The sequence below is a fragment of the Dysgonomonas hofstadii genome, from assembly GCF_014196915.1.
GTDB lineage: Bacteria > Bacteroidota > Bacteroidia > Bacteroidales > Dysgonomonadaceae > Dysgonomonas > Dysgonomonas hofstadii.
On the sequence record NZ_JACIEP010000010.1, the window covers coordinates 1 to 23,819 of the forward strand.

Consider the following 23,819-nt stretch of genomic DNA (forward strand, 5'->3'; position numbering starts at 1 on the left):
ACAGAGCTTTATTATATGCTCTCCTAAATTTTACTTAACTGGTGGTATACTTTTCAATTATTTTAGTGGACTACTTTTCAATTATATTATACAATCCCTTTATGCATATTCAGATATAAACTGGCAAAATAATCAGCTTTATATTTTTGACTACTTAGAATCTCCTTACTAGGGGCACCAGGTGCTCTGAACGCATTATGTTGTAGAAATTTATCCCCATCATAAAGGTGGATTTCAGATACAGGTGTCTTTGCCACTAAATCCAAGATATATGAACCGGTACCACCAAGTCCAATAATAGCAATTTTTTGCCCTCTAAACTTATTGTTCAGATAGTAAGTATTTGCACGACTGGAGCATGTATCAGCATACTGGAAAACATCATCGTCTGTACTATCAATAACCTTATAGGTCCGAACTTCAACTGAAGGATCAAGAGATATCGCCGGAGATGATATTATTTCAATATACCTTGTAATCTGTTCATAATAATCCTTATAACCTTTTGGCGGTTTATTAGAGAAGGAATAATTCATTATTATATCATCTGTTAGTTTCTGATTAGGATTCGCATGACTAATAGCTGATATCGGAGAACCATCTTTATGGCATGGAAAATCACCCATAAACTGGATAACATGATTACCAGAATACTTTGCAATATTATTGTTTAAAGTAAGCGCAACAATCAGTTTCCCATACTTAATACATCTATCTTTATCTACATAAGGTATGTGGTGGGTAATTAGATACCCACCTTTTATTTCAATTTCATACCCTTCATCTTGCAGCCTTTTAAGGTCTGGACTATGATCTATTAGTTGGAGTGACATTGAAAATCATTTTATTTTTAACATAAACAATATCTCCTTTATCCATAGAACCCTTAGGATTTTGACGAGGTCCGTTGCTATACTTCACCGGATATGCTATCTGATCGTGATTAATAGACGAAAAAGCCAAAGAAAGTACTTCCTCAAAAGAAATTACGCTCTTTTTCCATTCCTTTTCATCTCCATTAACACGAATGATATAGCTAGTCGGTTTTGCGACAGTTACGAATCGCTCTTTTCCTGGTCTAGCCAAGTCTACAAGCTCGTCATCTTCAATAAAGTCATCCTGCCAGCCTTCATCCACTTTGAGGTAAATATCCATGTTTGCAGGAACATCTCCTTTCTCTCGCAATTCAGCACCGGAAATCCATTGTTTATATGAAGTGTATTCTACCTCATTTATAAAATAATATAATTTTCGTTGCTTTGTAAAGAACTGTTCGATATCAGGTCTTGCCAGATTTACACGAGTTTCGTTCTCTATAAGCTCGTCCTCGAAGGGGCTTTTTATAGCAAGATATAATTCTACTTCAAGCGGAATACCCCCTTGCTTTTTTAGCTCAGCACCAGTAATATACTGTTCTGTTGTTTTGAAGGTTTTCCCTTCGATTTTATACACTAATAAATTATTATTCATTTTGTTTGAATATTTAAATTTGTAAAAAAAGTTAATTTCAATATAATACACTTGAAATAGTAAATTTATTCTGAATAGATTTATCTATATCTAAAAACATTGAATTTCACTCATTTATAAAATTAAATATTCAACATGCCAGCAGCAACTATTGACACTTTAAGTATCTCAAGTTGTGTTAAAAGAAAGGAGAGGCTCGGAAATATTTATAAAGTTTGCTACATTTACATCGTCACAACATAAAAATTAGCTGAAGAAGTTACCTGAGTGAGGGTTTTCTTCCTTTAGTAAAATTTCTAGCCAGGTTTCTTTTAACCTGGTTTTTTTTTATCTCTACAAAGTAAAAATACTTTTTTTTAATATCCAAATAAAAACCAACAAAAAAATGAATACCCTGTTTGTATTCCAAACTACAATATTTATTTAATTGAACTATAGGTTGTTATAATTATAATTAAAAAAACAAATAATATGACGTTTATTTTGTAAAACATTATTAACTTTGTGTTGTTAATAAACAAATGTCTTTTTATTAATAGAGTTAGTAGAGAAAATCAAGAAAGGAGGTTTTGAGTTAACTGTTTATGAGATTCTCCTGACGCTAATAAAAAAACTATAATTTGAATTTAAAAAGAGCGACCTATGGAAACAGATTTTTATTATTCTCTATTAGGAGAAAAGATTGCAGTATTGAGGAGCTCTATGAATATTAAACAAGAGGAGCTCGCCGAGGTTTTGAATATTTCACGACCATCAATGGTAAATATAGAGAAAGGACGTCAACGCCCATCAATCTATATGCTTCAGTTAATCGCTGAATACTTTAGTGTTGAAATTGAAAGTTTGCTGCCGGATATGCAAAAACGTCCATTAACTCAAATATATGCAATTGGTGCTGATGAGACAATGTTGCAAAGTGCTACAGTCAATAGGTTTTTTAAACTTGTTACATCTGGAAAATAATTATTATGGCTATCTTGAAAAGTATTGTAGAAAAAACTAAATCGTTCATTGATAAATATGTTAATGAATTGACATTTCTTCCAATTGACATTAAACAAATAATCGAAAGCGAAAAAATATCAGTTAGACCTTACTTTTTTGATAATGACTTATCTGGTATTTTAGTTTTGGATAATGGGACTAAGACAATTGGGTATGATATGAGCGAGTCAGAGGTCAGACAAAGATTTACTCAAGCGCATGAATTGGGTCATTATGTTTTACATAGTGCCAAATCTAATGTGTTTATGGATGCTGTTTTATTTAAGAGACAATCCGAAGGTTATACAACACAAGAGGCGCGTATGGAACAGGAAGCTAATTATTTTGCTGCAAATATATTGATGCCAGAGATGTTAGTTAGGAGAGAAGTAGAATCACTTCATAAAGATTTGCATGATGAAGAAAATGTAAGAGAATTGGCGGATCGGTTTCAAGTAAGTTTACCAGCAATGACTTTTAGGTTAATTAATCTTGGGCTGATCTGAAAAATAATATAATGTAGAAAAATAATTTCTAACCAAACGAAAACAAAAAGCCTATAAATGTAAGACTTCAAAATCTTATCATTTATAGGCTTTTAAATTAAAACAAACTGTATATATTTGCATTCATATAAATGTAGTAATAACCAAGCCATTATGTAGAAATATATGTAGGATATGGCAAAAATCACAAGTATCTACATCTGATATACAGTATATTACTCTTTAAAAGGGTTATCTCAAAAGTAGGACAGCCTCTTTCTGATATTATTGTGTCAGCTAATTTTATTCAGCCAACAAAATTTGCATTATCTGCACGGCGGCCTTAGTCACCGATGTACCCGGGCCAAAGATAGCAGCAACACCCGCTTTGTACAGGAAGTCATAGTCTTGTGCAGGAATCACACCACCGGCAATTACGATGATATCTTCACGTCCCAGTTTCTTCAATTCTGCTATTACCTGTGGTACAAGCGTTTTGTGTCCTGCTGCAAGAGAAGATACTCCAAGCACATTCACGTCGTTTTCTACAGCCTGACGGGCAGCTTCTTCCGGAGTCTGGAACAATGGTCCCATATCTACGTCAAAACCACAGTCGGCATAACCTGTCGCTACAACTTTTGCACCACGGTCGTGTCCGTCCTGCCCCATCTTAGCGATCATGATACGTGGCTGACGGCCTTCTTTCTTAGCGAATTCCTCAACAAGCTTCTGAGCTTCGTGGAATGTAGGGTCTTTTTTACTTTCTGATGAATACACGCCTGAAATTGTTCTGATTACAGCTTTATAACGTCCTACTATTTCCTCGCAAGCATCGGAGATTTCGCCCAATGTAGCACGAAGACGGGCAGCTTCAACAGCAAGTTCGAGTAGGTTACCTTTCTTGGTTTTCACACATTCTGTGATGGCAGCCAATGCTTTTTTCACAGCTTCATTATCTCGTTTCGATTTCAGATCGTTCAAACGTTCGATCTGCTGGCGGCGAACTTCGGTGTTGTCCACGTCAAGAATATCGATAGGGTCTTCTTTTTCAAGACGGTATTTGTTGATACCTACAATAGTCTGAGTTCCCGAGTCGATTCTTGCCTGTGTACGTGCGGCAGCTTCTTCTATACGCATTTTAGGAAGACCTGTTTCGATAGCCTTAGCCATACCACCCAGTTTCTGAACTTCCTGAATCAGATCCCATGCCTTGTGCACAAGCTCGTTAGTCAGTGTTTCCACATAGTAAGAACCTGCCCAAGGGTCGATTTCCTTAGTGATATATGTTTCTTCCTGAATGTATATCTGAGTATTACGTGCAATACGTGCTGAAAAGTCGGTCGGTAATGCAATAGCCTCATCCAGTGCATTGGTGTGCAATGACTGAGTGTGACCAAGTGCGGAAGCCATCGCTTCGATACAGGTACGGCCAACGTTATTGAACGGATCTTGTTCTGTCAGTGACCATCCCGAAGTCTGGGAGTGAGTACGAAGTGCAAGCGATTTCGGATTTTTTGCTCCGAAACTTTTCACGATCTTCGCCCACAACAGGCGTCCGGCACGCATTTTAGCGATCTCCATAAAGTGGTTCATACCGATAGCCCAGAAGAAAGACAGGCGGGGTGCGAAGGCGTCCACATCGATACCGGCGTCGATACCAGCTTTCAGGTATTCCATACCGTCGGCAAGGGTATAAGCCAACTCGATATCCGCTGTCGCTCCGGCTTCCTGCATGTGGTAACCCGAGATAGAGATAGAGTTGAACTTCGGCATCTTTTGAGATGTATATTCGAAAATATCAGCAATGATCTTCATCGAAAATTCCGGTGGATAGATATATGTATTACGCACCATGAATTCTTTCAGGATATCATTCTGTATTGTTCCGGCCATTTCTTCCAGTTTAGCACCTTGCTCAAGACCTGCATTGATGTAGAATGCAAGTACAGGAAGCACAGCGCCGTTCATTGTCATCGAAACCGACATCTGATTCAATGGAATTCCTTCGAACAATACTTTCATATCTTCTACCGAGCAGATAGATACCCCTGCTTTACCAACGTCACCTACTACACGGGGATGGTCGGCGTCGTATCCGCGGTGTGTGGCAAGGTCGAATGCTACGGAAAGACCTTTTTGTCCCGAAGCAAGATTACGACGGTAGAATGCATTCGATTCGGCTGCGGTAGAGAATCCGGCATACTGACGGATCGTCCACGGACGCATAGCGTACATACCAGAATATGGCCCGCGAAGGAATGGAGGGATACCCGAAGCATAATTAAGGTGTTCCATACCTTCAAGGTCTTCTTTGGTATAAACAGATTTAACCGGGATCAGTTCGGGAGTCATCCAGTCAGCCTCTATACCATTATCAGCAGCCCATTTCGCAGCATTTGTAGCTGCAAAACCTGCTTTGTTAATGTCTATATCTTTAAAATTTGGTTTCATTTTTTACTTTAAATTTTTTAGCTACTTAATTATTCGATTCCCAGTTTAGCATTGAACATCTTTAAAGTTTCAAGGACATTGCTCTTCACATTCACGAAGTGTTCTATTCCCTGAGCTTTCAGTTCTTCCATAGAAGCCGGAGCACCTGCTACAACAAAATGTGCTTTACCTTGTATAAGCTTGTAAGCTTCCGGTGCATAAGTTGCATATTCATCGTCACTCGAACAAAGAACGATGATATCAGCTTTCTTGTCAAATGCAGCTTTCACACCATCTTCTACTGTTTGGAATCCTAAGTTATCGATAACCTTGTAGCCTGCACAAGCAAAGAAGTTGCTGGAGAATTGTGCACGAGCAAGGCGCATACCCAGATTACCGATAGTAAGCATGAATACTGTAGGAGCGCCATGTTTTTCGGTAGCCAGACGCATTTCCTCGAATGCCGTTCCTAAGCGGTCTGTAGGAAGAGCCATGTATGGAGCATCTTTTCCACATCCGCACCCGCAAGCTTCTTTTTCAACGATCTTGCTTTCGGCTTTTTCGGTGAAATTAGGGAATTGATTTGTTCCCAACAGCACTTCACGGCGTGTTGCTAATGCTTTGAAACGGTTGTCGGCAGATGCTTTTACTGCAGTCTGTACAGTTCCGGCTTTCAATGCATTGTAGAAACCTTTCTCGTCTGTTTCGAGGAATAATTTCCAGGCCTGTTCGGCGATCGATTTCGTAAGGTTTTCTATATAATATGAACCAGATGAAGGGTCTGTGATCTTATCGAAGTGGCATTCTTCCTTCAACAATAATTGTTGGTTACGGGCAATACGTTCCGAGAAGTCATCGGATGTTTTATATGTTTCATCAAACGGACGCACAGTAAGTGAATTAACACCTGCAATAGTTGCAGACATAGCTTCGGTTTGCGTGCGAAGCAGGTTCACATGGGCGTCATAAATTGTCTTGTTGAATGTTGATGTTTGCGCGTGAGTATATATTTTAGATGCGCAACGGCAAATACCATCTTCTGTTTTGCTCGGGCAGTCGTTAGGACAGATAGGGTTGTAAGCATTTACAATTTCGGCCCATAACCAGCGTGCCGCACGGAATTTGGCGATCTCCATAAAATAGTTTCCGCCGATACCGAAATTGAACTTAATCTTCTTAGCAACTAAAGTTGGATCGAGTCCTACTTCAACTAATGCACCCAATAACTGGTTGCCATTAGCCAGAGCATAGCCTAATTCCTGGAAGATGTATGATCCGCCATCGTTCAATGCGTGAGCGTTAACAGCTAATACACGGAAACGGGGTAGGGGAGCGGCAGCCTTCACTATTTCGGCGGCCTTTTCTACCCAGCCTTCTGCATCACGGCCTTTTTTCAAAAGAGGTTTGAATGGGTCGTAATTTACAGAACCGAAGCATTTCATAACGTCTGCTCCTGTGCCCTTGATGTATTCAACAAGGATTTTGGTCAGTTCCAATGCTTTACGGTGGCATGTGTTAAAATTTAATTCTACGGCTTCGGGATGGATGTCTTTCAACAAAGTCTTGATGTTTTCGGCACTTACATCATCTCCGTCTATTTTAAATCCGATAGAGTTGATGCCTTTGTACAATACGTCAAGAGCCTTTGCATTGGCAGCCTTGAAGTCATTAACGCAAATATCCTGACGGATGTACCAGTCATTGTCTTTCTTGGTACCGCGAACGTAAGGAAATTCGCCCGGAAGTGAATCGGTCGTTTGCAGGCCTGTTGTGTTTTCACTTCTGTAGAAAGGGTTTACATTGAACCCTTCGTTTGTTCTCCAAACAAGTTTTTTCTCAAAGTCAGCGCCTTTCAGGTCGGCTGTGATCTTCGCCATCCACTCTTCTGTCGAAATAGGTGGAAAGTCAGAAAAAAGCTTTTCTTTTTGATTAGCCATGATTCTTATTAATTGTTTATATATAGGTTATATTGTTGATCCATAATTATTTACAGAATAGCTCTCTATGTCTGTATAAATGGTATTTATAAGTGCTTATTTTCAAATAGTTATCTTTTTCGAAAATGCACTGCAAAAGTAAGTTATTTTGTTTGGTTAGTAAAGTTTTTAAGTATGAAAATTTGTTATATGATGAGGTTAATTGTAAATGGTGATGAAATAAATATAAAGAATCTGGCGTTGCATTGTTTTTGTTGTTTTACTGTATGCAACTTTATGGAACATTATAGCATCATTTATATAACATATTATCTATTCTTAAAACAAAAACTATGAAAAGGCTGTTTTTTCTTTTATTTCTTGTTCCCTTCATTTGTGGTGGACTTGTATCGTGTTCGGATGATGATACAAAGGTATTTGATGTGACCATATCTTCTGTAAAGAAAGTATATGATGGATCTTATGTGTTCAGCCCTTATTTTGCAAAACAGGAAGGCGATAATACATGGAAGCCTTTTGGGTATATTGAAGGTTTCGAGCACGAAGAAGGCTATGAGTATATGCTGAAAGTGAGACAGGAGAAAGTGCATGACGGAGAGATCGCAGACGCTCCCACTCATAAGCAAATTCTTCTGGAAGTTTTATCAAAAACAAAAAAGGAATCCGAAAATATTCCAATACAAGGGGCTCATGCACTCATAGCATCGAAACGTCCGCAAAATACTGCTACGCCATCTTATTACATAAAAATAATGAAAGACTGGGAGGTATATGAAGGTGAAATAGAAGGTTTTGAATATGAGGAAGGTTACGAATACCGAGTGTATTTAGGTTTGACATTTATGGGGCATGAGGCTGATCCAAAATACAGTTACAGTATTATAGATAGCTTTAAAAAAGAACAGAAAGATTCGGAAGGATTGCCTGTGGATTGACGTTTACGGGAAAATGTTATAGTATTTCCGGTAGTCAGAATATTTTTTTTACTTTGGTTGCCGGAAATAGAAAAATAGGGAATTTTGTTATTTAATCGATAAAATAAATTATCTTTGCCCCTGAAATACAATTTATGACTACAAAAGTTAAGAATATATTGGTGAAGTAAATAATTTGATTCCTGTATAGGAAACAAATTATCCCTCCGTTTATCCCGAACAATAAATTTTGTTCGTGGTTTTTTATATCCAAATATCAATAAATTTAACAACTGAATATTTCATATGCCGGCTGGGCATGTGCAATAATCATAAATAGTATTACAACAATGAAAGATAATTCAAAAACTATAGTAGACTTTAATTTTTCACTGATCGCAGATTTTTTCGCACGCCTTAACAGACAAGGCCCAGGTAGCGAAGACGTAACAAAAAAAGCTTTAAGCTTCATCGATAACCTGGCCGACGTAAAAAAAATGGTCGATCTCGGTTGCGGAACAGGTACCCAAACGCTCACTCTTGCCGAAAATACGGATGCCCACATTACGGCTATCGATCTGATACCCGAAATGATAGAGGTATTCGACGGCAGGATAAAAGAAACAAAACTGGAGCAACGGATTTCTACAGTTGTAGGCTCTATGGGCGAATCACCTTTTGCCGAAAACTCGTTAGACCTTGTATGGGCCGAAGGTTCGATCTATAATATCGGTTACAATTATGGTCTAAAATACTGGCACCAGTATCTCAAAAAAGGATGCTACATCGGTGTCTCGGAAGCTTCATGGTTCACGGAGGAACGTCCTGACGAAATTCAGGAATTCTGGGACGCCAACTATCCGGAAATAGATACTATTCCAATTAAGATAGCGCAGATGCGTGACGCGGGATACACTCCTGTAGCTCATTTTATTTTGCCGGAAACTTGCTGGCTTGATGAGTTTTACGCACCAATGCCAAAAGTTGCTGAAGAATTTCTGATAAGGAATGCCGGAAATAAAATTGCCGAAGAATTTATGCAGATGAATAGTCATGAAGTAGAGTTATATAAACGCTACAAAGAATATTATGGCTATGTGTTCTATATCGGTAAAAAAATCTGATAGCATGCTGTTAGAAACCAATAGGTTGAAAATTATTCCTCTGACAATCGGGCAATTTAAGCTTCTGTTGTCGGGGATGGAAAAATTAGAAAGGGAGTTAGTTTTAACTCCCTCTAATTATATCCTGGAAGAAAGAACCTGTGAGGCAATGGAATGTCAGTATAATCTGGCAGCCGGGAATCCGGATAATCATCTGTGGCATACCAATTGGCAGATCGTATTGAAGTCTGAAAACAAAGCTGTCGCTTCTTTCTGCTTTAAGAATGCACCCGATGAAGCAGGGTTGATTGAAATAGGTTATGGTACAAATCCCGGTTATCAAAACAAGGGAATAATGACCGAGGCTGTAAAGCTATTATCTGATTGGGCTTTCTGTCATATGTCGGTAATTTCTGTAATTGCAGAGACTTACAGAAATAATATCCCTTCACAAAGGGTTCTGCAGAAAAATGGAATGGCCATCTATAAGGAAACGGAAGAATCATTATGGTGGAAACTGGAAAAACAAATGACAGTGGATTATGTAATAAGACAGGAAACGGAAAAAGATTTTTCTGAAATTTATGCATTAATAAAGACGGCCTTCGAGACAGCAACGGTGAAAGACGGAGACGAACAGGATTTTGCAGATAATCTGCGAAAGGGAAGTCGTTATATATCACAACTGGCCTTAGTCGCCGAAGTTGAAGGGAAACTTATTGGGCACATTATGCTTACTAAAACCTATGTGATGCAGTCAGACGGCACTGAATATGAAGGGCTGTTGATTGCTCCCGTGTCGGTCTTGCTCGAGTACAGGAATGTAGGTGTTGGTTCGGCGTTGATCCGGAAAGGAATGGAACAGGGGAAAGAGCTGGGTTATAAGGCTGTTTTTCTGTGTGGCGATCCGGCTTACTATCACCGTTTCGGTTTTGTGCCTACTTCCAACTATGGGATAAAATATATTCATGATGTGCCAGAGCAATATATTATGGCCTGCGAACTGGAAAAAGGTGCACTGGATAATGTCTTTGGCTCAATAGATTGCCAGTAAAAGTACATTTTTAACTTTAGCTCCGGTAAAACAATTTACCGGAGCTTTTTGGTGTGTATTTGGCTTATAAACAACGATGAGGCAAAAAAAAACATTTTTTCATTCTTTCCTGACAATTATTTTATACTTTCGTTCTGTCCATACTTGTTTATTAACAATTACAGGAATGAATAATAAAGGCTTCGAAAAATTCTCAATCAACAAGCGTATTAAATCTGCATTTTACGCCCTTAATGGACTGAAGGTCTTATTGAGGGAAGAACATAATTCACGAATTCATGTCGGAATTGCAGTAGTCGTGATAGGCGCAGGATTCTTGTTTGGCATCTCGGCTACCGAATGGATGATCGTATGTTTGCTCATCGCCCTTGTTTTTGGCCTCGAAATAATGAATTCGGCTATCGAAAACCTGTGTGACTACATATCTCCCGAATGGCGCGAAGCTATAAAAAAGATAAAAGACCTGGCGGCTGCGGCCGTATTTGTGGCATCCGTGGTATCTGTGATATGTGGCGCTATCATTTTTTTGCCCAGAATATGTGATTTTTTTTAATAATAGAAGACTAATAAATTATAAAACGCAAAATGAAAAAATTATCTTATCTATTGATTATTTCTCTGCTGGCTGTTTTCAGCAGTTGCAACAAGAAAGAAGTGCTGTTAGACCTGAACGTTATGACATTTAATATACGGCTCGATGTTGCCAGCGATAGCCTCAACAGCTGGCAGTACCGTAAGGATGTAGCCGCTGAAGTGATTAAAGCGAACAATGTAGACATACTGGGCATGCAGGAAGTTTTGCCCAACCAGATGAACGATCTGAAAGAAAGACTTCCTGAATACACAGCTATAGGTGTAGGCCGTGAAGATGGGAAAGACACCGGCGAATATTGTCCCTTATTCTATAAGAAAGACCGGTTTGAAGAGATAAAATCCGGTAATTTCTGGTTGAGTGAAACGCCGGATGTGCCATCGATGGGATGGGATGCAGCCTGCAAGCGTGTGGCTACATGGGCTGTGCTGAAAGATAAAACAACAGGCAAAGAGTTTATCGCTATCAACACTCATCTCGATCATATAGGAGTAGTTGCCCGTAAAGAAGGTGGTGACCTGATGCTCAACAGGGCAATGGAACTGGGCAAAGACTTGCCGGTAATGCTAACCGGAGATTTTAATGTAACTCCTGATTCGGAAACAGTGAAGAATATAACCGATACAACTAAAGAGTTTTATCTGGTGGACAGCAAAAGCATCGCTGCAAAAACCGAAGGTACTGACTGGACTTTCCACGACTTTGGCCGTCTGCCTGTAGAAGAACGAGTATTGATCGATTATGTGTTTGTAAGCAAAGATGTTACTGTAAATGATTATAAGGTGTTGCCTGATAAATTAAATGATATCTTTGTATCAGACCATACACCTGTTGTCGTTAAGATCACTATAAAATAAAATGGCTATTCACATTTATAAAACCAATCTATATGAGGAAATCAATTATTCTTTTAACTCTGATCTTCCTGGCCGGAATGGCTAAAGCTCAGATGCCTCAGCCATTGCCTGTAGATTCACAGGTGAGGTATGGGACGTTAGAAAACGGCCTGACGTATTACATCAGGCACAATGCCTACCCCGAAAAAAGGGCAGACTTCTACATTGCCCAGAAAGTGGGCTCTATGCAAGAAGAGGACGACCAGGCCGGGCTGGCTCACTTCCTCGAGCACATGGCTTTCAACGGATCGAAAAATTATCCGGGCAAAAAGACCATGCTCAACTATCTGGAGACTATAGGTGTTAAATTCGGCGCGAATGTTAACGCTTACACATCTTTCGACGAAACGGTGTATAACCTGAACGATGTGCCTGTTATCCGTGAAACGATAATAGATTCCTGTCTGCTTGTATTGCACGACTGGTCAGGCTTTATCGCACTGAAAAATGAACAGATCGATGAAGAACGCAAGGTGATTAAAGAAGAATGGCGTACCCGTAGCGGTGCGCAGTCACGTATATGGGACAAGCAATTGCCTGTGATCTTTGCCGGTAGTAAATATGCTGACCGTATGCCGATAGGTAAAATGGAAGTAGTGGAAAACTTCCCGTACCAGACATTGAAAGATTATTATCATAAATGGTACAGACCCGATCTTCAAGGTATTGTCGTTGTAGGTGATATCGATGTCGATCAGGTGGAAGCTAAGATAAAAACTATGTTTGCCGATATACCTAAGCCTGTAAATGCTGCTGTAAGGGAATATTTTCCGGTTCCGGATAACGAAAAACCGATCGTATCTATTGTAACTGATCCCGAAGCTACAAGAACACAGATAAATCTCTATATCAAGCACGACAAAATGCCGGAGGCATTGGAGAAAACAGAGGCCGAACTTGTAATGAGTGTTATAAAATCGTTGGCTTCATCCATGATCAATGACCGTCTGAATGAGATTACTCAGAAAGCAGACGCTCCTTTCACTGCATCGTATGCTTATGATGGTGAATTTTTTGTTTCCAAAACAAAAGATGCATGGACATCTATTGCACTTAGCAAAGAAGGAAAGATCGATGAAACACTGGCAAGTCTTGTGCGTGAGAATCTCCGTATCAAGAAATTCGGATTCACCGAAGCTGAGGTTGAGAGAGCTAAAGCAGATTTGCTGAAGCGTTATGAAAATATGTATAACAACCGCAACAAAGAACTGAACAGGCGTTATGTTCAGGAATATGTACGCAGTTTCATAGACAATGAAGGTATACCGGGCATCGAATTCGAATACGATTTTATCAAGAAGTTTACCCCTATGCTCAATGCTCAGGCAATAAACATGACTATACAGCAGCTGATTGGGGATAAGAACATTATCATCACTGTGACAGGCCCTGAAAAAGAAGGACTCGTTTATCCGACCGAAGCCGACCTGCTGGCTGTGATGGATGCCGTTCAGAAAGAAGATATTACTGCTTATGTGGAAGAAGTATCCAACGAGCCGCTTATACCGCAGTTGCCTGCAGCCGGTAGCGTTGCGAAAACAGAAAGCGATGCAAAATTAGGTACTACAATCTGGACCTTGTCTAACGGTATAAAAGTGGTTATCAAGAAAACAGATTTTAAAGATGATGAGATCAGAATGACATCTGTAGGTTACGGAGGTACATCTATTGTGGCTGACGCTGATATTAATAATGCCAATATGGCTTCGATGGTTCCTTCTGTGGGAGGTATAGGCAGCTTTAGTGCTACCGACCTGAAAAAAGCCCTTGCCGGAAAATCGGCCAGTGTGAATGCAAACATTTCAAGCTGGACACAAGGAATCAGCGGATCTTCTACTATCAAGGATCTGGAAACAATGATGCAGCTTACATATCTGTATTTCACAGCGCCACGTAAGGATGAGGGAGCATATTCCAATATTCTCGACATGATTAAATCCCAGTTGAAAAACCTGACTAAAGAACCTTCATATATCTTCAATATTAATGCGGTAAAAGCTATGTACGGAGACAATCCGCGCATGCAGCAAATGACCGCCGAAGATGCCGAGAAACTGGATTACGATCGTATAATCGAAATATATAAGGAAGCATTTGCCAATCCGGGATCATTTACATTCACTTTTGTGGGAACAGTAGATGAAGCTGCCTTGAAACCACTGGTTGAACAATATCTGGCGTCTTTGCCATCGGGTGATAAAAATGCTACATACAAAAAGGTAGATACTTCGATACGTAAAGGTAAGTTCGATAATATATTTGAACAGGAGATGGAAACCCCTAAAACGTCGGTATTCGAACTATACAGCGGAACTCTGAAACGTGATCAGAAAACACAAATTTCACTATCTGCACTCAAACAGATACTCGATATCGTGTATGTGCGCACAGTAAGGGAAGAAGCCGGAGGTACGTACGGAGTAAGTGTACGCTCGGCCATCAGCCGTATACCGGAAGGACAGACAACTCTGCAAATGTCTTTCGATACCGACCACGAAAGGGTAGCAATTATTTCACCGATCATCAACCGGGAAATAAATAAGATAGCCGAAAACGGGCCGGAGGAAGCCGACTTCCAGAAAGTGAAAGAATATATGCTGAAAAAATTCCAGGAAGACGAAAAACAGAACGGATACTGGTCTGGTATTCTTTCAACCAATTATTTCTATGGAGAAGACAATCACAGCAATTACCTGTCTGTTGTGAATGCTCTGACTCCTGCCGATATCAAGGCTGTAACAAAAGACTTGATATCACAGGACAACTTCATTCAGGTGATAATGAATCCTACAGAGAAAAAGTAACCAGTTACTTTATATATAACAAAAAAACAGGTTGCTGACCAGCAACCTGTTTTTTGTTTTGAGAAATTAATAGACCTCTGTAAATCAGTATTATTTCTTAACATAATCAACGATCCAGTCACCGACAGCCGATGTCAAATGTGCTTTACCCGAAAGCGAGATATCTTCGGTAACTACTTCTGCATCCATCGATGCAGCAACAGCGTTGCGTATCAGTTCACTTTCTTCTTTCAGCTCGAATGCATATTCAAACATCATAGCCACCGACAGGATTGTAGCCAACGGGTTGGCAATATTCTTTCCTGCTGCCTGCGGATACGATCCGTGTATAGGTTCGAAAACTGAAGTATGGATACCTATAGAAGCTGACGGTAACATGCCAAGCGATCCTGTAATGACAGATGCCTCATCGGTAAGGATATCCCCGAACAGGTTTTCGGTAACAAGCACGTCGAAACGCTTAGGCCATTGTATGATTTGCATGGCAGCATTGTCGACAAACATATATTCAGTTTCCACATCCGGGTATTGTGGTGCTATTTCCTGCGCAATCTGTCTCCACAAGCGTGATGTTGCCAGTACATTCGCTTTGTCTACCACAGTTACTTTTTTGCGGCGCATCTGTGCATACTTGTATGAAAGGTGTAGAATGCGTTCTACTTCTTCACGCGTATATACGCAGGTGTCGTAAGCCGTATTTCCATCTTCGCTACGACCTTGCGGGCGACCGAAATACATCCCGCCTGTCAGTTCCCGCACACACATGAAATCGGCACCATCAACCAGATCGGCACGTAATGGCGATTTATGTATCAGTGACGGGAAAGTGCTTACCGGACGGATATTTGCATACAAGCCTAATTTCTTGCGCATGGCCAATAGTCCTTGTTCAGGCCTTACTTTCGCCGATGGGTCATTGTCGTATTTAGGGTCGCCGATAGCTCCGAACAACACGGCGTCGGAAGCCATGCACAATTCGTGTGTTCCATCGGGATAAGGATTTCCTACCTGATCGATAGCCGATGCTCCTACTAATCCGTATTCGTAGCTCAGTTCATGTCCAAATTTTTCACATACGGCTTCTGTTACTCTCAGAGCCTGTTCAATTATTTCCGGGCCTATTCCATCCCCCGGTAGTACTGCAATGTTTAGTTTCATTATATCTAAAATTATTAATCTAATCTTTATATAGTCGTTTAACACCTTCCAGCATCGATCCGGAATATGTTTTCATACTGTCCACCAAATGTTTGTATTTACTCATTTCTACTTCCTGCAGTGGGCGCTTGCCCAACTTATACAAAAATTCCTGATTGTAAATAAAATCATTTATGTAGTAGAAATTATTACTGCTGATGCACCCTAATTTTTCGTCAGATGAAAAATAGATAAAATCTCTCTTCTTTTTAAAGACATCTATACCAAAAGTATTGTAATGTGCACGATGTCCCATAAGTCCCATCAGGGTAGGGTATAAATCTATCTGTCCCATCGGGAAAGAATATCTTTGCGGCGCATTTTCGAATAGAGGAGAATATATGATCAGAGGTACATGGAAAAACGATAAAGGAAGGCTTTCTTCTTGGTTAAATCTTTTTCCATGATCACCTAAAAAGACAAATATTGTGTTGTTATACCATTCTTCTTTAGAAGCCCCCTCCATAAATTCTTTCAGGCAGTTGTCAGCATAAGCCATCGCACTATCGTCTTCATTGTTGCTCACATTTTTAAATTCTTTGGGATAAACATAAGGAGGATGATTACTTATCGTTAATATTGAGGCAAGGAACGGTTTGTTTTGCCCGGCTACAGAATCAATGACGTTTTTAGAATAATCAAACAGATATTTATCTGAAACTCCCCATGTGTTTACGTTTTCCGATTCAGGATAATTCTCCGAGCCATATATCAGATCAAATCCATTTAAGGGGAGAAAATTATTTAGATTATCAAAATTTATGGTATGTGTTACAAAAAATAGGTTTGTGTAATCCAGTTCTTTCAGATTATTTGGTAGGCCGTGGAGATAAGGAGATTTTTTGCGGATATCATTATATTTTTCCTCTCCAAACATACCTAAATCTAACTGAATTGGGGCTTTAATAGTCATTACCTTTTCAAAAACAGATGGTATTCCATACAATGAAGCTGTAATTCCCTGGTTAGTGTGGATTCCATGAGAGTAAAAATTATCGAAATAAAGAGATTTATTGATTAGTCCCTTTATAAAAGGAAACAGTGGCTTTTCTCCCTGGTTTCTCTCAATATATTCATGAGAAAAGGATTCTATAAATATAAAAATAATGTTGGGCTTATTTTTATGGTCAAGAGAGTCTGTAGAATGGTTGTTTATATAATATTTTTCGTCGAATATATCAAAACCCAACTCTCTTTTTATTACATTACCGTATTCATTATCATCGACTAATGTATGTAATTGAGACGAATATTGAGTTCCTGCGATGTAATAAACCGGGTTCATTACCATCTGGCAAATTATTAAATGCTGGCAGAATATGGTATCGGGTTCTCTTAGTTTTCGTGTAAACAACCATCCTCTTGTTCCCCATAAGCAGAGTAAATAAAATAGCAATAGAATAGGTATGTATACATAATAATTTTTATAGACTTTTACCCTTTGTCCGATGTGCTTTGTGATTAACCGGCGAATTATTATAAGAGAAAATATAAAGACTAGAAAGATGAAGATAAATAGTAAAAAATAATATAAATAGATTTTTTCCCCGGTGAGCATTCCAATTATCTGGTCAGAGTACTCAAACCAATACAACGCGGAAAGAGGAATGTATTGGTTGAAATATTCAAAATAAGGAATATTTGCCATAGAAAGGCCCAATAAAACAAACGCACAAAGAGAGAAATAAATATTTGCCGCTATTATTAATTTTTTATTAAAATAATTGAAAAGAGCAGCTATAGGCAGTATTATCAAAGGTATAATTATTACATAGCTGGTTACAATATTATCGAACCGTATACCTTTGGTTATTGCTTTGAATATATAATTGTATAAAGCAGGATCGTCTATTATGCTTATTGTTGGCCAATTAGTTATAATATTGATTATTCTAAATATAGAGAAAAATATAAGGAATAGCGCATTGACAGAAAGAAGATAAATTAATGAACCTGCAAACTGGTTATTAAATTTATCTTTTATGTTCTTTATTCTCATTCTGATTAATGAATTTTTGTATTCAATATGCAAAGATCGTTTTTTTTTACATATCCTCTATCAGATTCAACATCTTTTCCGTGGCTTTCACGGCAGCTTCAGTCTGGTCAGCATCCAATCCTCTGGTTTTGAAAGTTTTGCCATTGAATTCCCATGTGATAACCGTCTGCACTAATGCATCGGTACGTCCTCCCGGCGGAATGAACACAGCATAGTTGGTAAGGGTAGGGGTTGGCTTGTTCAACCGGCTGTATATTTTATACAGAGCTTTTGAAAAAGCATGGTATTGCCCGTCCCCGGGTGCTGTCCATTCATATTCGTTTCCGTCTATTTCTACTTTAACAGTAGCTGTAGGGCGAAGTCCTTTGGTAAGCAGGAATGCAAAAGATAGTATTTTAATTCGCTTTTCTTTATCATTGTTCTTCAATACATCTGCGATGATATAAGGCAGGTCATCCTGAGTGATGATTTCTTTCTTGTCACCTAATTCAATCACCCGGTTGGTTACTATCTGCATATCTACCTCATCAAGTTCTATACCCAATGCCTCTATATTCTTGCGGATATTAGATTTACCCGACAGTTTACCGAGGGCATATTCCCGTACACGGCCGAAACGCTCAGGGAAAAGATCGTTGTAGTACAGATTATTCTTATTATCGCCGTCTGCATGGATTCCGGCGCATTGAGTAAAGACATTGTCTCCCACGATGGGCTGGTTGGTAGAGATGATCTGCCCCGAATATGATTCTACTACACGGCTCACCTTATTAATGTTTTCTTCCTTGACGGTAGTCTGTAATTTCAACTGATCGTGAAATACGGCTATAACACTGGCCAGTGATGCATTTCCCGCACGTTCGCCCAGTCCGTTCATTGTCAGATGCACTCCTTTTACTCCCACTTCGGCGGCCACCATCGTGTTGGCCACGGCGAGGTCATAATCGTTGTGGGCATGGAAATCGAAATGCAGATTGGGATAGCGGCTTATCATCCTGCGGCATGCACGCCATACACTGTGAGGGTTGAGAATACCCAGTGTGTCGGGCAGCATGAAGCGTTTAATAGGCAGGTCTTTCATGCCGTCCATCATGAAATAAACGTAGTCTTCGGAGTGGATAATACCGTTCGACCAGTCTTCGAGGTAAACATTAACGGTAATGCCCATTTCCTGAGCCATATTCACTTCGGATCTTATATCTTCGAGGTGTTGCTCCGGTGTTTTCCTCAATTGCTCGGTAACGTGCTTGTAAGAGCCTTTTGTCAGCAGGTTGATAGTCTTGCATCCTGCGTCTTTTATCCATTGCAGGGATGCGCCCTTATCGATAAAACCCAATATCTCGATCTTATCGATATGGCCTGTTGCCTGAGCCCATGAGGCAATCTTGCTTACAGTATCAAACTCACCGTTAGATACCCTTGCCGAAGCTATTTCTATGCGGTTTACCCCCAGATCGACGAGCAGCAGGCGGGCTACGCTCATCTTCTCCTGTGTGGAAAATGAAACGCTCGCCGTTTGCTCCCCGTCACGCAGGGTAGTGTCCATTATTTCAATCATAATTCAATTAGCGAATTAGTCAATTAGCGAATTAGCAAATGAAAATAGTGTATTTGCTAATATGCTAATTTTCAAATTTTCGAATTAACTTCGTATTCCTCTGTCATTTCTTTTTTAGAGAGTAGATAGTCGATATCATCCAGACCTTTGAGCAGGCATTCTTTTTTATATGGATTGATCTCGAAATTTTCCGACTTGCCTGTTGCATTATTTTTTATTGTCTGTTTCTCCAGATCGATGGTCAGTGTCGCTTTCGGATCGGCCTTTACGCTGACAAAAGCTTCTGAGAGAAATTCAGGAGTGACAATAACCGGCAATACCCCGTTGTTCAATGCGTTATTCCTGAAAATATCGGCAAAGAAACTTGAAACTACTGCACGGAAGCCATATCCGGCAACTGCCCATGCGGCATGTTCACGGCTCGATCCACTACCGAAATTCTTACCTGCGACAAGTATTTGTCCGCTGTATGTGGAATCGTTCAATACGAAGTCGGCTTTAGGGCTACCGTCTTTGTTGTAGCGCCAGTCGGCGAAAAGATTGTTGCCAAATCCTTCTTTGTCAGTCGCTTTCAGAAAGCGTGCAGGTATAATCTGGTCTGTGTCCACATTTTCGATAGGAAGTGGAACGTATGTCGATGTAAGTGTTTGAAATTTTTCCATAAATATTAATTTGTAAATTAGCGAATTAGCATATTTTCAAATGAATAGTCTCATCCTTTTGACTTAGCCGTTCCGATAATTTTATTGATGATTTTTTGTAATATCTTTATATCTTCTAATAATTGAGAATTAAATGGATAATTCTCGGAGTTTTCACAAAGGAGCAACCAATATTCAGTTTCGTCAGCTTCTTTCGCCGCAATCTTTAGCTTATGAATAAAGTCTTGTTTACTCTCTCCATTTTGAACTTCCCTTATATTTGCCCCGATTGATGTTCCACTTTTTAGCAACTGGTTAGCAATTATGTATTTTCGTTCTTGCTCCAATATTTCAGCAAATGCAATAATATCCAAAGCGAACTTAAACGATAAATCAACAATTACATTTCCGGTTTCTTTCATACTCAATTAAGTAATTTTCAAATTTGCTAATTTCCGAATTTGCTAATTAGAAATTCCTCGGATCGGTTATCCGTCCAGTAACTGCTGCTGCTGCCGCTACCAATGGCCCTGCAAGGATAGTACGTGCACCCGGTCCCTGACGTCCTTCGAAGTTACGGTTCGAAGTAGATACCGCATATTTTCCGGCCGGAACTTTATCGTCGTTCATCGCCAGACATGCCGAGCATCCCGGTTGGCGAAGCTCAAAGCCTGCATCTTTCAATATATCGTAGAGACCTTCATCTTTTATCTGTTTTTCTACCATCCAGCTTCCCGGAACAAGCCATGCGATCACATTATCCGCTTTTTTCTTACCTTTCACAAAGTTGGCAAATACACGGAAGTCTTCGATACGGCCGTTTGTGCAACTACCGAGGAATACATAATCTATTTGTTTGCCTTCAACCCTTTCTCCCGGTTTGAAGCCCATGTAGTCCATCGATTTCTGGAATGATATACGTCCTGCTTCGTCGATTTCGTCAAGAGTAGGGATAGTACCTGTAATCCCCATTCCCATACCCGGATTGGTCCCATAAGTGATCATCGGCTGAATATCGGCAGCATCGAAAGTCAGTTCTTTATCAAATTTTGCACCCTCATCTGTTTTCAGGGTTTCCCAGTATGCTAGCGCTTTATCCCATTCTTCACCTTTCGGAGCGAATTCGCGGCCTTTCACATAGTTGAAAGTTGTTTCGTCGGGAGCGACAAGACCTCCACGTGCGCCCATTTCTATACTCAGGTTACAGAGCGTCATACGTTCTTCCATCGACATATTGCGGATAGCCTCTCCCGCATATTCAACGAAGTAGCCTGTAGCGCCACCTGTTGTCAGTTTCGAGATCATATACAGTGCCAGGTCTTTAGCTATAACACCTTCGTTCAGTTTACCGTTGAATGTGATACGCATGGTCTTAGGGCGGGTTTGAAGCACGCATTGCGAGGCAAGCACCATTTCTACTTCGCTGGTGCCGATACCAAATGCGATGGCTCCAAAAGCTCCGTGTGTAGAAGTATGGCTGTCGCCGCAAACGATAGTCATACCCGGCTGGGTGAACCCGTTCTCAGGGCCGATGATGTGAACTACACCATTTTTCTGATGTCCCAATGGATAGTATAGGTTGATACCGAATTCGTTTGCATTTTTCGAAAGGGTATCCAACTGATTTTTTGAAATCGGATCTTTTACGGGTTGATCCTGATCGATTGTTGGTGTATTGTGGTCGGCTGTAATGGTTGTCTTCTCGGGACGGAAAACTTTTAATCCCCGTGCACGTAGTCCGTTGAATGCCTGAGGGCTGGTTACCTCGTGGCAAAAGTGACGGTCTATGTACAACTGTGTGGGGCCGTTTTCTACGGATGATACGACATGCGCATCCCAGATTTTGTCGAATAATGTTTTCATTTTTTATTTGGTTTTAGTTAACAAGTATACAAGATACAAGATACAAGTTCTTTTTAGAGAAACTTGTTTACTTGTCTACTCGTTTACTCGTATCTCATTCGTTATTTCACAAACTTATTTACTGCATTAATAAAGGCTTCGACCGAGGCTACAATAATATCTGTATTTGCAGAAAACCCATAATAATTTATTCCCTCGTGCGATACCTGCATATGAACTTTTCCTGTATCGTCGCTTCCTTTGTTGATAGCCTGTATAAGGAACTCCTCGATAACCATCTGTCGCTTGATTATTTCCTTTACTGCTTTGATGGCGGCATCTACAGGCCCGTTTCCGGTTGCCGATGCCTGGAATTTCTCACCTGCGATATCAAGTCCTACTACTCCGATACATTTCACACCCTTCCCTGAGGTTGTCTGCATAAAGTCGAGCTTGATGCGGTGCATTTTATCGGTCTCTTTACCTGCCAGAATCAGAACATCTTCATCGGTAATATCCTTTTTGCGGTCGGCCAGATCAAGGAATCGCTGGTATATCTCAGCCAGATTGTCATCGTTTACTTCTATCCCGAGTAACGATAATCTGTTTTTCAATGCGGCGCGTCCGCTGCGTGCTGTCAAAACAATGGCACTGTCGTCGATGCCTACCTCCTTAGGATCGATGATCTCGTATGTAGACAGGTTTTTCAATACTCCGTCCTGATGAATACCTGATGAGTGGGCAAACGCATTACGCCCGACGATGGCCTTGTTTGGTTGCACTGGCATATTCATCAGGCTCGAGACCATGCGGCTGACAGGATATATTTTTTGTGTATTGATATTTGTTTCAATGTTCAGTTCCTTATGGCTCTTGATTGCCATTACGACTTCTTCCAGCGAGGTGTTTCCGGCACGTTCGCCAATACCGTTTATGGTTACTTCTACCTGGCGTGCGCCATTAAGAACTCCCATGATAGAGTTGGCTGTCGCCATTCCCAAATCCTGATGACAGTGTGTGGAAAGGATCGCATTCTTCATATCCACATGGTCGATCAGATATTTGATTTTCGCTCCATATTCGGTTGGCAGGCAATAGCCTGTGGTATCGGGAATATTCACTACGGTTGCTCCGGCATTTACAACGGCTTGAACCACACGAGCCAGATATTCATTGTCGGTACGGCCCGCGTCTTCGGCGTAGAACTCCACGTCTTCAACATAACGCTTTGCATATTTAACACAAGCTGCCGCACGTTCCAGTATTTCTTCCTGAGTGGAATTGAATTTATATCTGATATGGTATTCAGATGTTCCTATTCCTGTGTGGATGCGTTTATTCTTTGCATATTTCAATGCTTCGGCGGCTACTTCGATGTCTTTTTCCACTGCCCGTGTCAAAGCACATATGGTAGGCCAGGTCACGGCTTTAGATATTTCGACTACCGAATTGAAGTCTCCCGGACTGGAAACGGGAAAACCGGCTTCGATAACGTCAACGCCGAGCGATTCGAGGGCTTTGGCTACTTCTATTTTCTCAATTGTATTCAACTGGCAACCAGGCACCTGCTCTCCATCTCTCAATGTTGTGTCAAAAATAAATAACTTGTCCATGACTCTTTTTTAATTGGTTTATTAAATATATTCTCAAAAAAAAACCTTTCTCATCTTTTACAGAGTGAGAAAGGCTCAAGTTTATTCTTTATGATTATACTACATAGCAATGCTCACCCTAAATTTCTCCAGAGGATAATGAGTGAACTAATAATAATACTATGTACTGATAACATTTCTGTTTGATTTTATTTAATGGTTGACAAAGTTATTTCAAATTTTGATAAAAACAAATAAAAAGATCGCTTTTTTGATTTTAACTAGCATTTTTATATTTTAGGTCTTTTCGATTATTAATTT

At 40.0% G+C, this 23,819-nt stretch carries 19 protein-coding genes; 8 read left to right on the forward strand and 11 right to left on the reverse strand.

Annotated elements, in window-relative coordinates:
* Window positions 1-86: 86 nt before the first annotated feature.
* Both GGR21_RS13585 and GGR21_RS13590 read right to left on the reverse strand, forming a co-directional pair.
* Window positions 87-833, reverse strand: a complete 747-nt coding sequence (locus GGR21_RS13585) for a ThiF family adenylyltransferase (protein ID WP_183307780.1) — start codon at window positions 831-833, stop codon at window positions 87-89.
* Entirely contained in the window at window positions 808-1,470 is a 663-nt protein-coding gene (locus GGR21_RS13590) for a multiubiquitin domain-containing protein (RefSeq protein ID WP_183307781.1), read from the reverse strand. Before GGR21_RS13590 ends, GGR21_RS13585 begins: the two co-directional genes overlap by 26 nt.
* 642 nt (window positions 1,471-2,112) lie before the next feature.
* Here GGR21_RS13590 and GGR21_RS13595 point away from each other — a divergent pair.
* Both GGR21_RS13595 and GGR21_RS13600 read left to right on the forward strand, forming a co-directional pair.
* Window positions 2,113-2,433: a helix-turn-helix transcriptional regulator gene (locus tag GGR21_RS13595; RefSeq protein ID WP_183307782.1), complete on the forward strand. Its 321-nt coding sequence runs from the start codon at window positions 2,113-2,115 to the stop codon at window positions 2,431-2,433.
* Window positions 2,434-2,438: 5 nt separating this feature from the next.
* Window positions 2,439-2,960 (forward strand): ImmA/IrrE family metallo-endopeptidase, encoded by a 522-nt coding sequence (locus GGR21_RS13600; protein WP_183307783.1) that lies wholly within the window; start codon window positions 2,439-2,441, stop codon window positions 2,958-2,960.
* A gap of 282 nt (window positions 2,961-3,242) precedes the next feature.
* Here GGR21_RS13600 and scpA read toward each other — a convergent pair whose 3' ends face one another.
* The gene (gene scpA / locus GGR21_RS13605; protein ID WP_183307784.1) at window positions 3,243-5,390 is read right to left on the reverse strand and encodes a methylmalonyl-CoA mutase; all 2,148 of its coding nucleotides are present in this window, start codon (window positions 5,388-5,390) and stop codon (window positions 3,243-3,245) included.
* A 29-nt stretch (window positions 5,391-5,419) separates the two neighbouring features.
* Window positions 5,420-7,306, reverse strand: a complete 1,887-nt coding sequence (mutA, locus tag GGR21_RS13610) for a methylmalonyl-CoA mutase small subunit (RefSeq protein ID WP_183307785.1) — start codon at window positions 7,304-7,306, stop codon at window positions 5,420-5,422.
* A gap of 332 nt (window positions 7,307-7,638) precedes the next feature.
* Between mutA and GGR21_RS13615 the strand changes: the two genes are divergently transcribed.
* The 6 genes from GGR21_RS13615 to GGR21_RS13640 all read left to right on the forward strand — a co-directional run bounded on the left by GGR21_RS13615 (window position 7,639) and on the right by GGR21_RS13640 (window position 14,669).
* Window positions 7,639-8,241 (forward strand): DUF4377 domain-containing protein, encoded by a 603-nt coding sequence (locus tag GGR21_RS13615; RefSeq protein ID WP_183307786.1) that lies wholly within the window; start codon window positions 7,639-7,641, stop codon window positions 8,239-8,241.
* Between the two features lie 329 nt (window positions 8,242-8,570).
* Window positions 8,571-9,344, forward strand: coding sequence for a class I SAM-dependent methyltransferase (locus tag GGR21_RS13620; RefSeq protein ID WP_183307787.1), 774 nt, complete (start codon window positions 8,571-8,573; stop codon window positions 9,342-9,344).
* Window positions 9,345-9,348: 4 nt separating this feature from the next.
* A complete protein-coding gene (locus GGR21_RS13625) occupies window positions 9,349-10,377 on the forward strand; it encodes a GNAT family N-acetyltransferase (protein ID WP_183307788.1) in 1,029 nt (342 codons plus the stop codon).
* A 166-nt stretch (window positions 10,378-10,543) separates the two neighbouring features.
* Entirely contained in the window at window positions 10,544-10,930 is a 387-nt protein-coding gene (locus tag GGR21_RS13630) for a diacylglycerol kinase family protein (protein ID WP_183307789.1), read from the forward strand.
* Window positions 10,931-10,962: 32 nt separating this feature from the next.
* The gene (locus GGR21_RS13635) at window positions 10,963-11,826 is read left to right on the forward strand and encodes an endonuclease/exonuclease/phosphatase family protein (protein WP_183307790.1); all 864 of its coding nucleotides are present in this window, start codon (window positions 10,963-10,965) and stop codon (window positions 11,824-11,826) included.
* Window positions 11,827-11,858: 32 nt separating this feature from the next.
* Window positions 11,859-14,669, forward strand: a complete 2,811-nt coding sequence (locus GGR21_RS13640; protein WP_183307791.1) for a M16 family metallopeptidase — start codon at window positions 11,859-11,861, stop codon at window positions 14,667-14,669.
* 90 nt (window positions 14,670-14,759) lie between these two features.
* Here GGR21_RS13640 and leuB read toward each other — a convergent pair whose 3' ends face one another.
* The 7 genes from leuB to GGR21_RS13675 all read right to left on the reverse strand — a co-directional run bounded on the left by leuB (window position 14,760) and on the right by GGR21_RS13675 (window position 23,519).
* Window positions 14,760-15,827 carry a 3-isopropylmalate dehydrogenase gene (gene leuB, locus GGR21_RS13645; RefSeq protein WP_183307792.1) on the reverse strand — a complete coding sequence of 356 codons (1,068 nt, stop codon included), beginning with the start codon at window positions 15,825-15,827 and terminating at the stop codon, window positions 14,760-14,762.
* 19 nt (window positions 15,828-15,846) lie between these two features.
* Entirely contained in the window at window positions 15,847-17,865 is a 2,019-nt protein-coding gene (locus tag GGR21_RS13650; RefSeq protein WP_183307793.1) for an LTA synthase family protein, read from the reverse strand.
* A gap of 46 nt (window positions 17,866-17,911) precedes the next feature.
* The gene (locus GGR21_RS13655; protein ID WP_183307794.1) at window positions 17,912-19,423 is read right to left on the reverse strand and encodes an alpha-isopropylmalate synthase regulatory domain-containing protein; all 1,512 of its coding nucleotides are present in this window, start codon (window positions 19,421-19,423) and stop codon (window positions 17,912-17,914) included.
* A gap of 71 nt (window positions 19,424-19,494) precedes the next feature.
* Window positions 19,495-20,085 carry a 3-isopropylmalate dehydratase small subunit gene (gene leuD, locus GGR21_RS13660; RefSeq protein WP_183307795.1) on the reverse strand — a complete coding sequence of 197 codons (591 nt, stop codon included), beginning with the start codon at window positions 20,083-20,085 and terminating at the stop codon, window positions 19,495-19,497.
* Window positions 20,086-20,135: 50 nt separating this feature from the next.
* Entirely contained in the window at window positions 20,136-20,486 is a 351-nt protein-coding gene (locus tag GGR21_RS13665; protein ID WP_183307796.1) for a four helix bundle protein, read from the reverse strand.
* A gap of 46 nt (window positions 20,487-20,532) precedes the next feature.
* Entirely contained in the window at window positions 20,533-21,927 is a 1,395-nt protein-coding gene (gene leuC / locus GGR21_RS13670; protein WP_183307797.1) for a 3-isopropylmalate dehydratase large subunit, read from the reverse strand.
* Between the two features lie 101 nt (window positions 21,928-22,028).
* Complete coding sequence (locus GGR21_RS13675; protein ID WP_183307798.1) at window positions 22,029-23,519, reverse strand: 2-isopropylmalate synthase; 1,491 nt, start codon at window positions 23,517-23,519, stop codon at window positions 22,029-22,031.
* Window positions 23,520-23,819 lie beyond the last annotated feature (300 nt).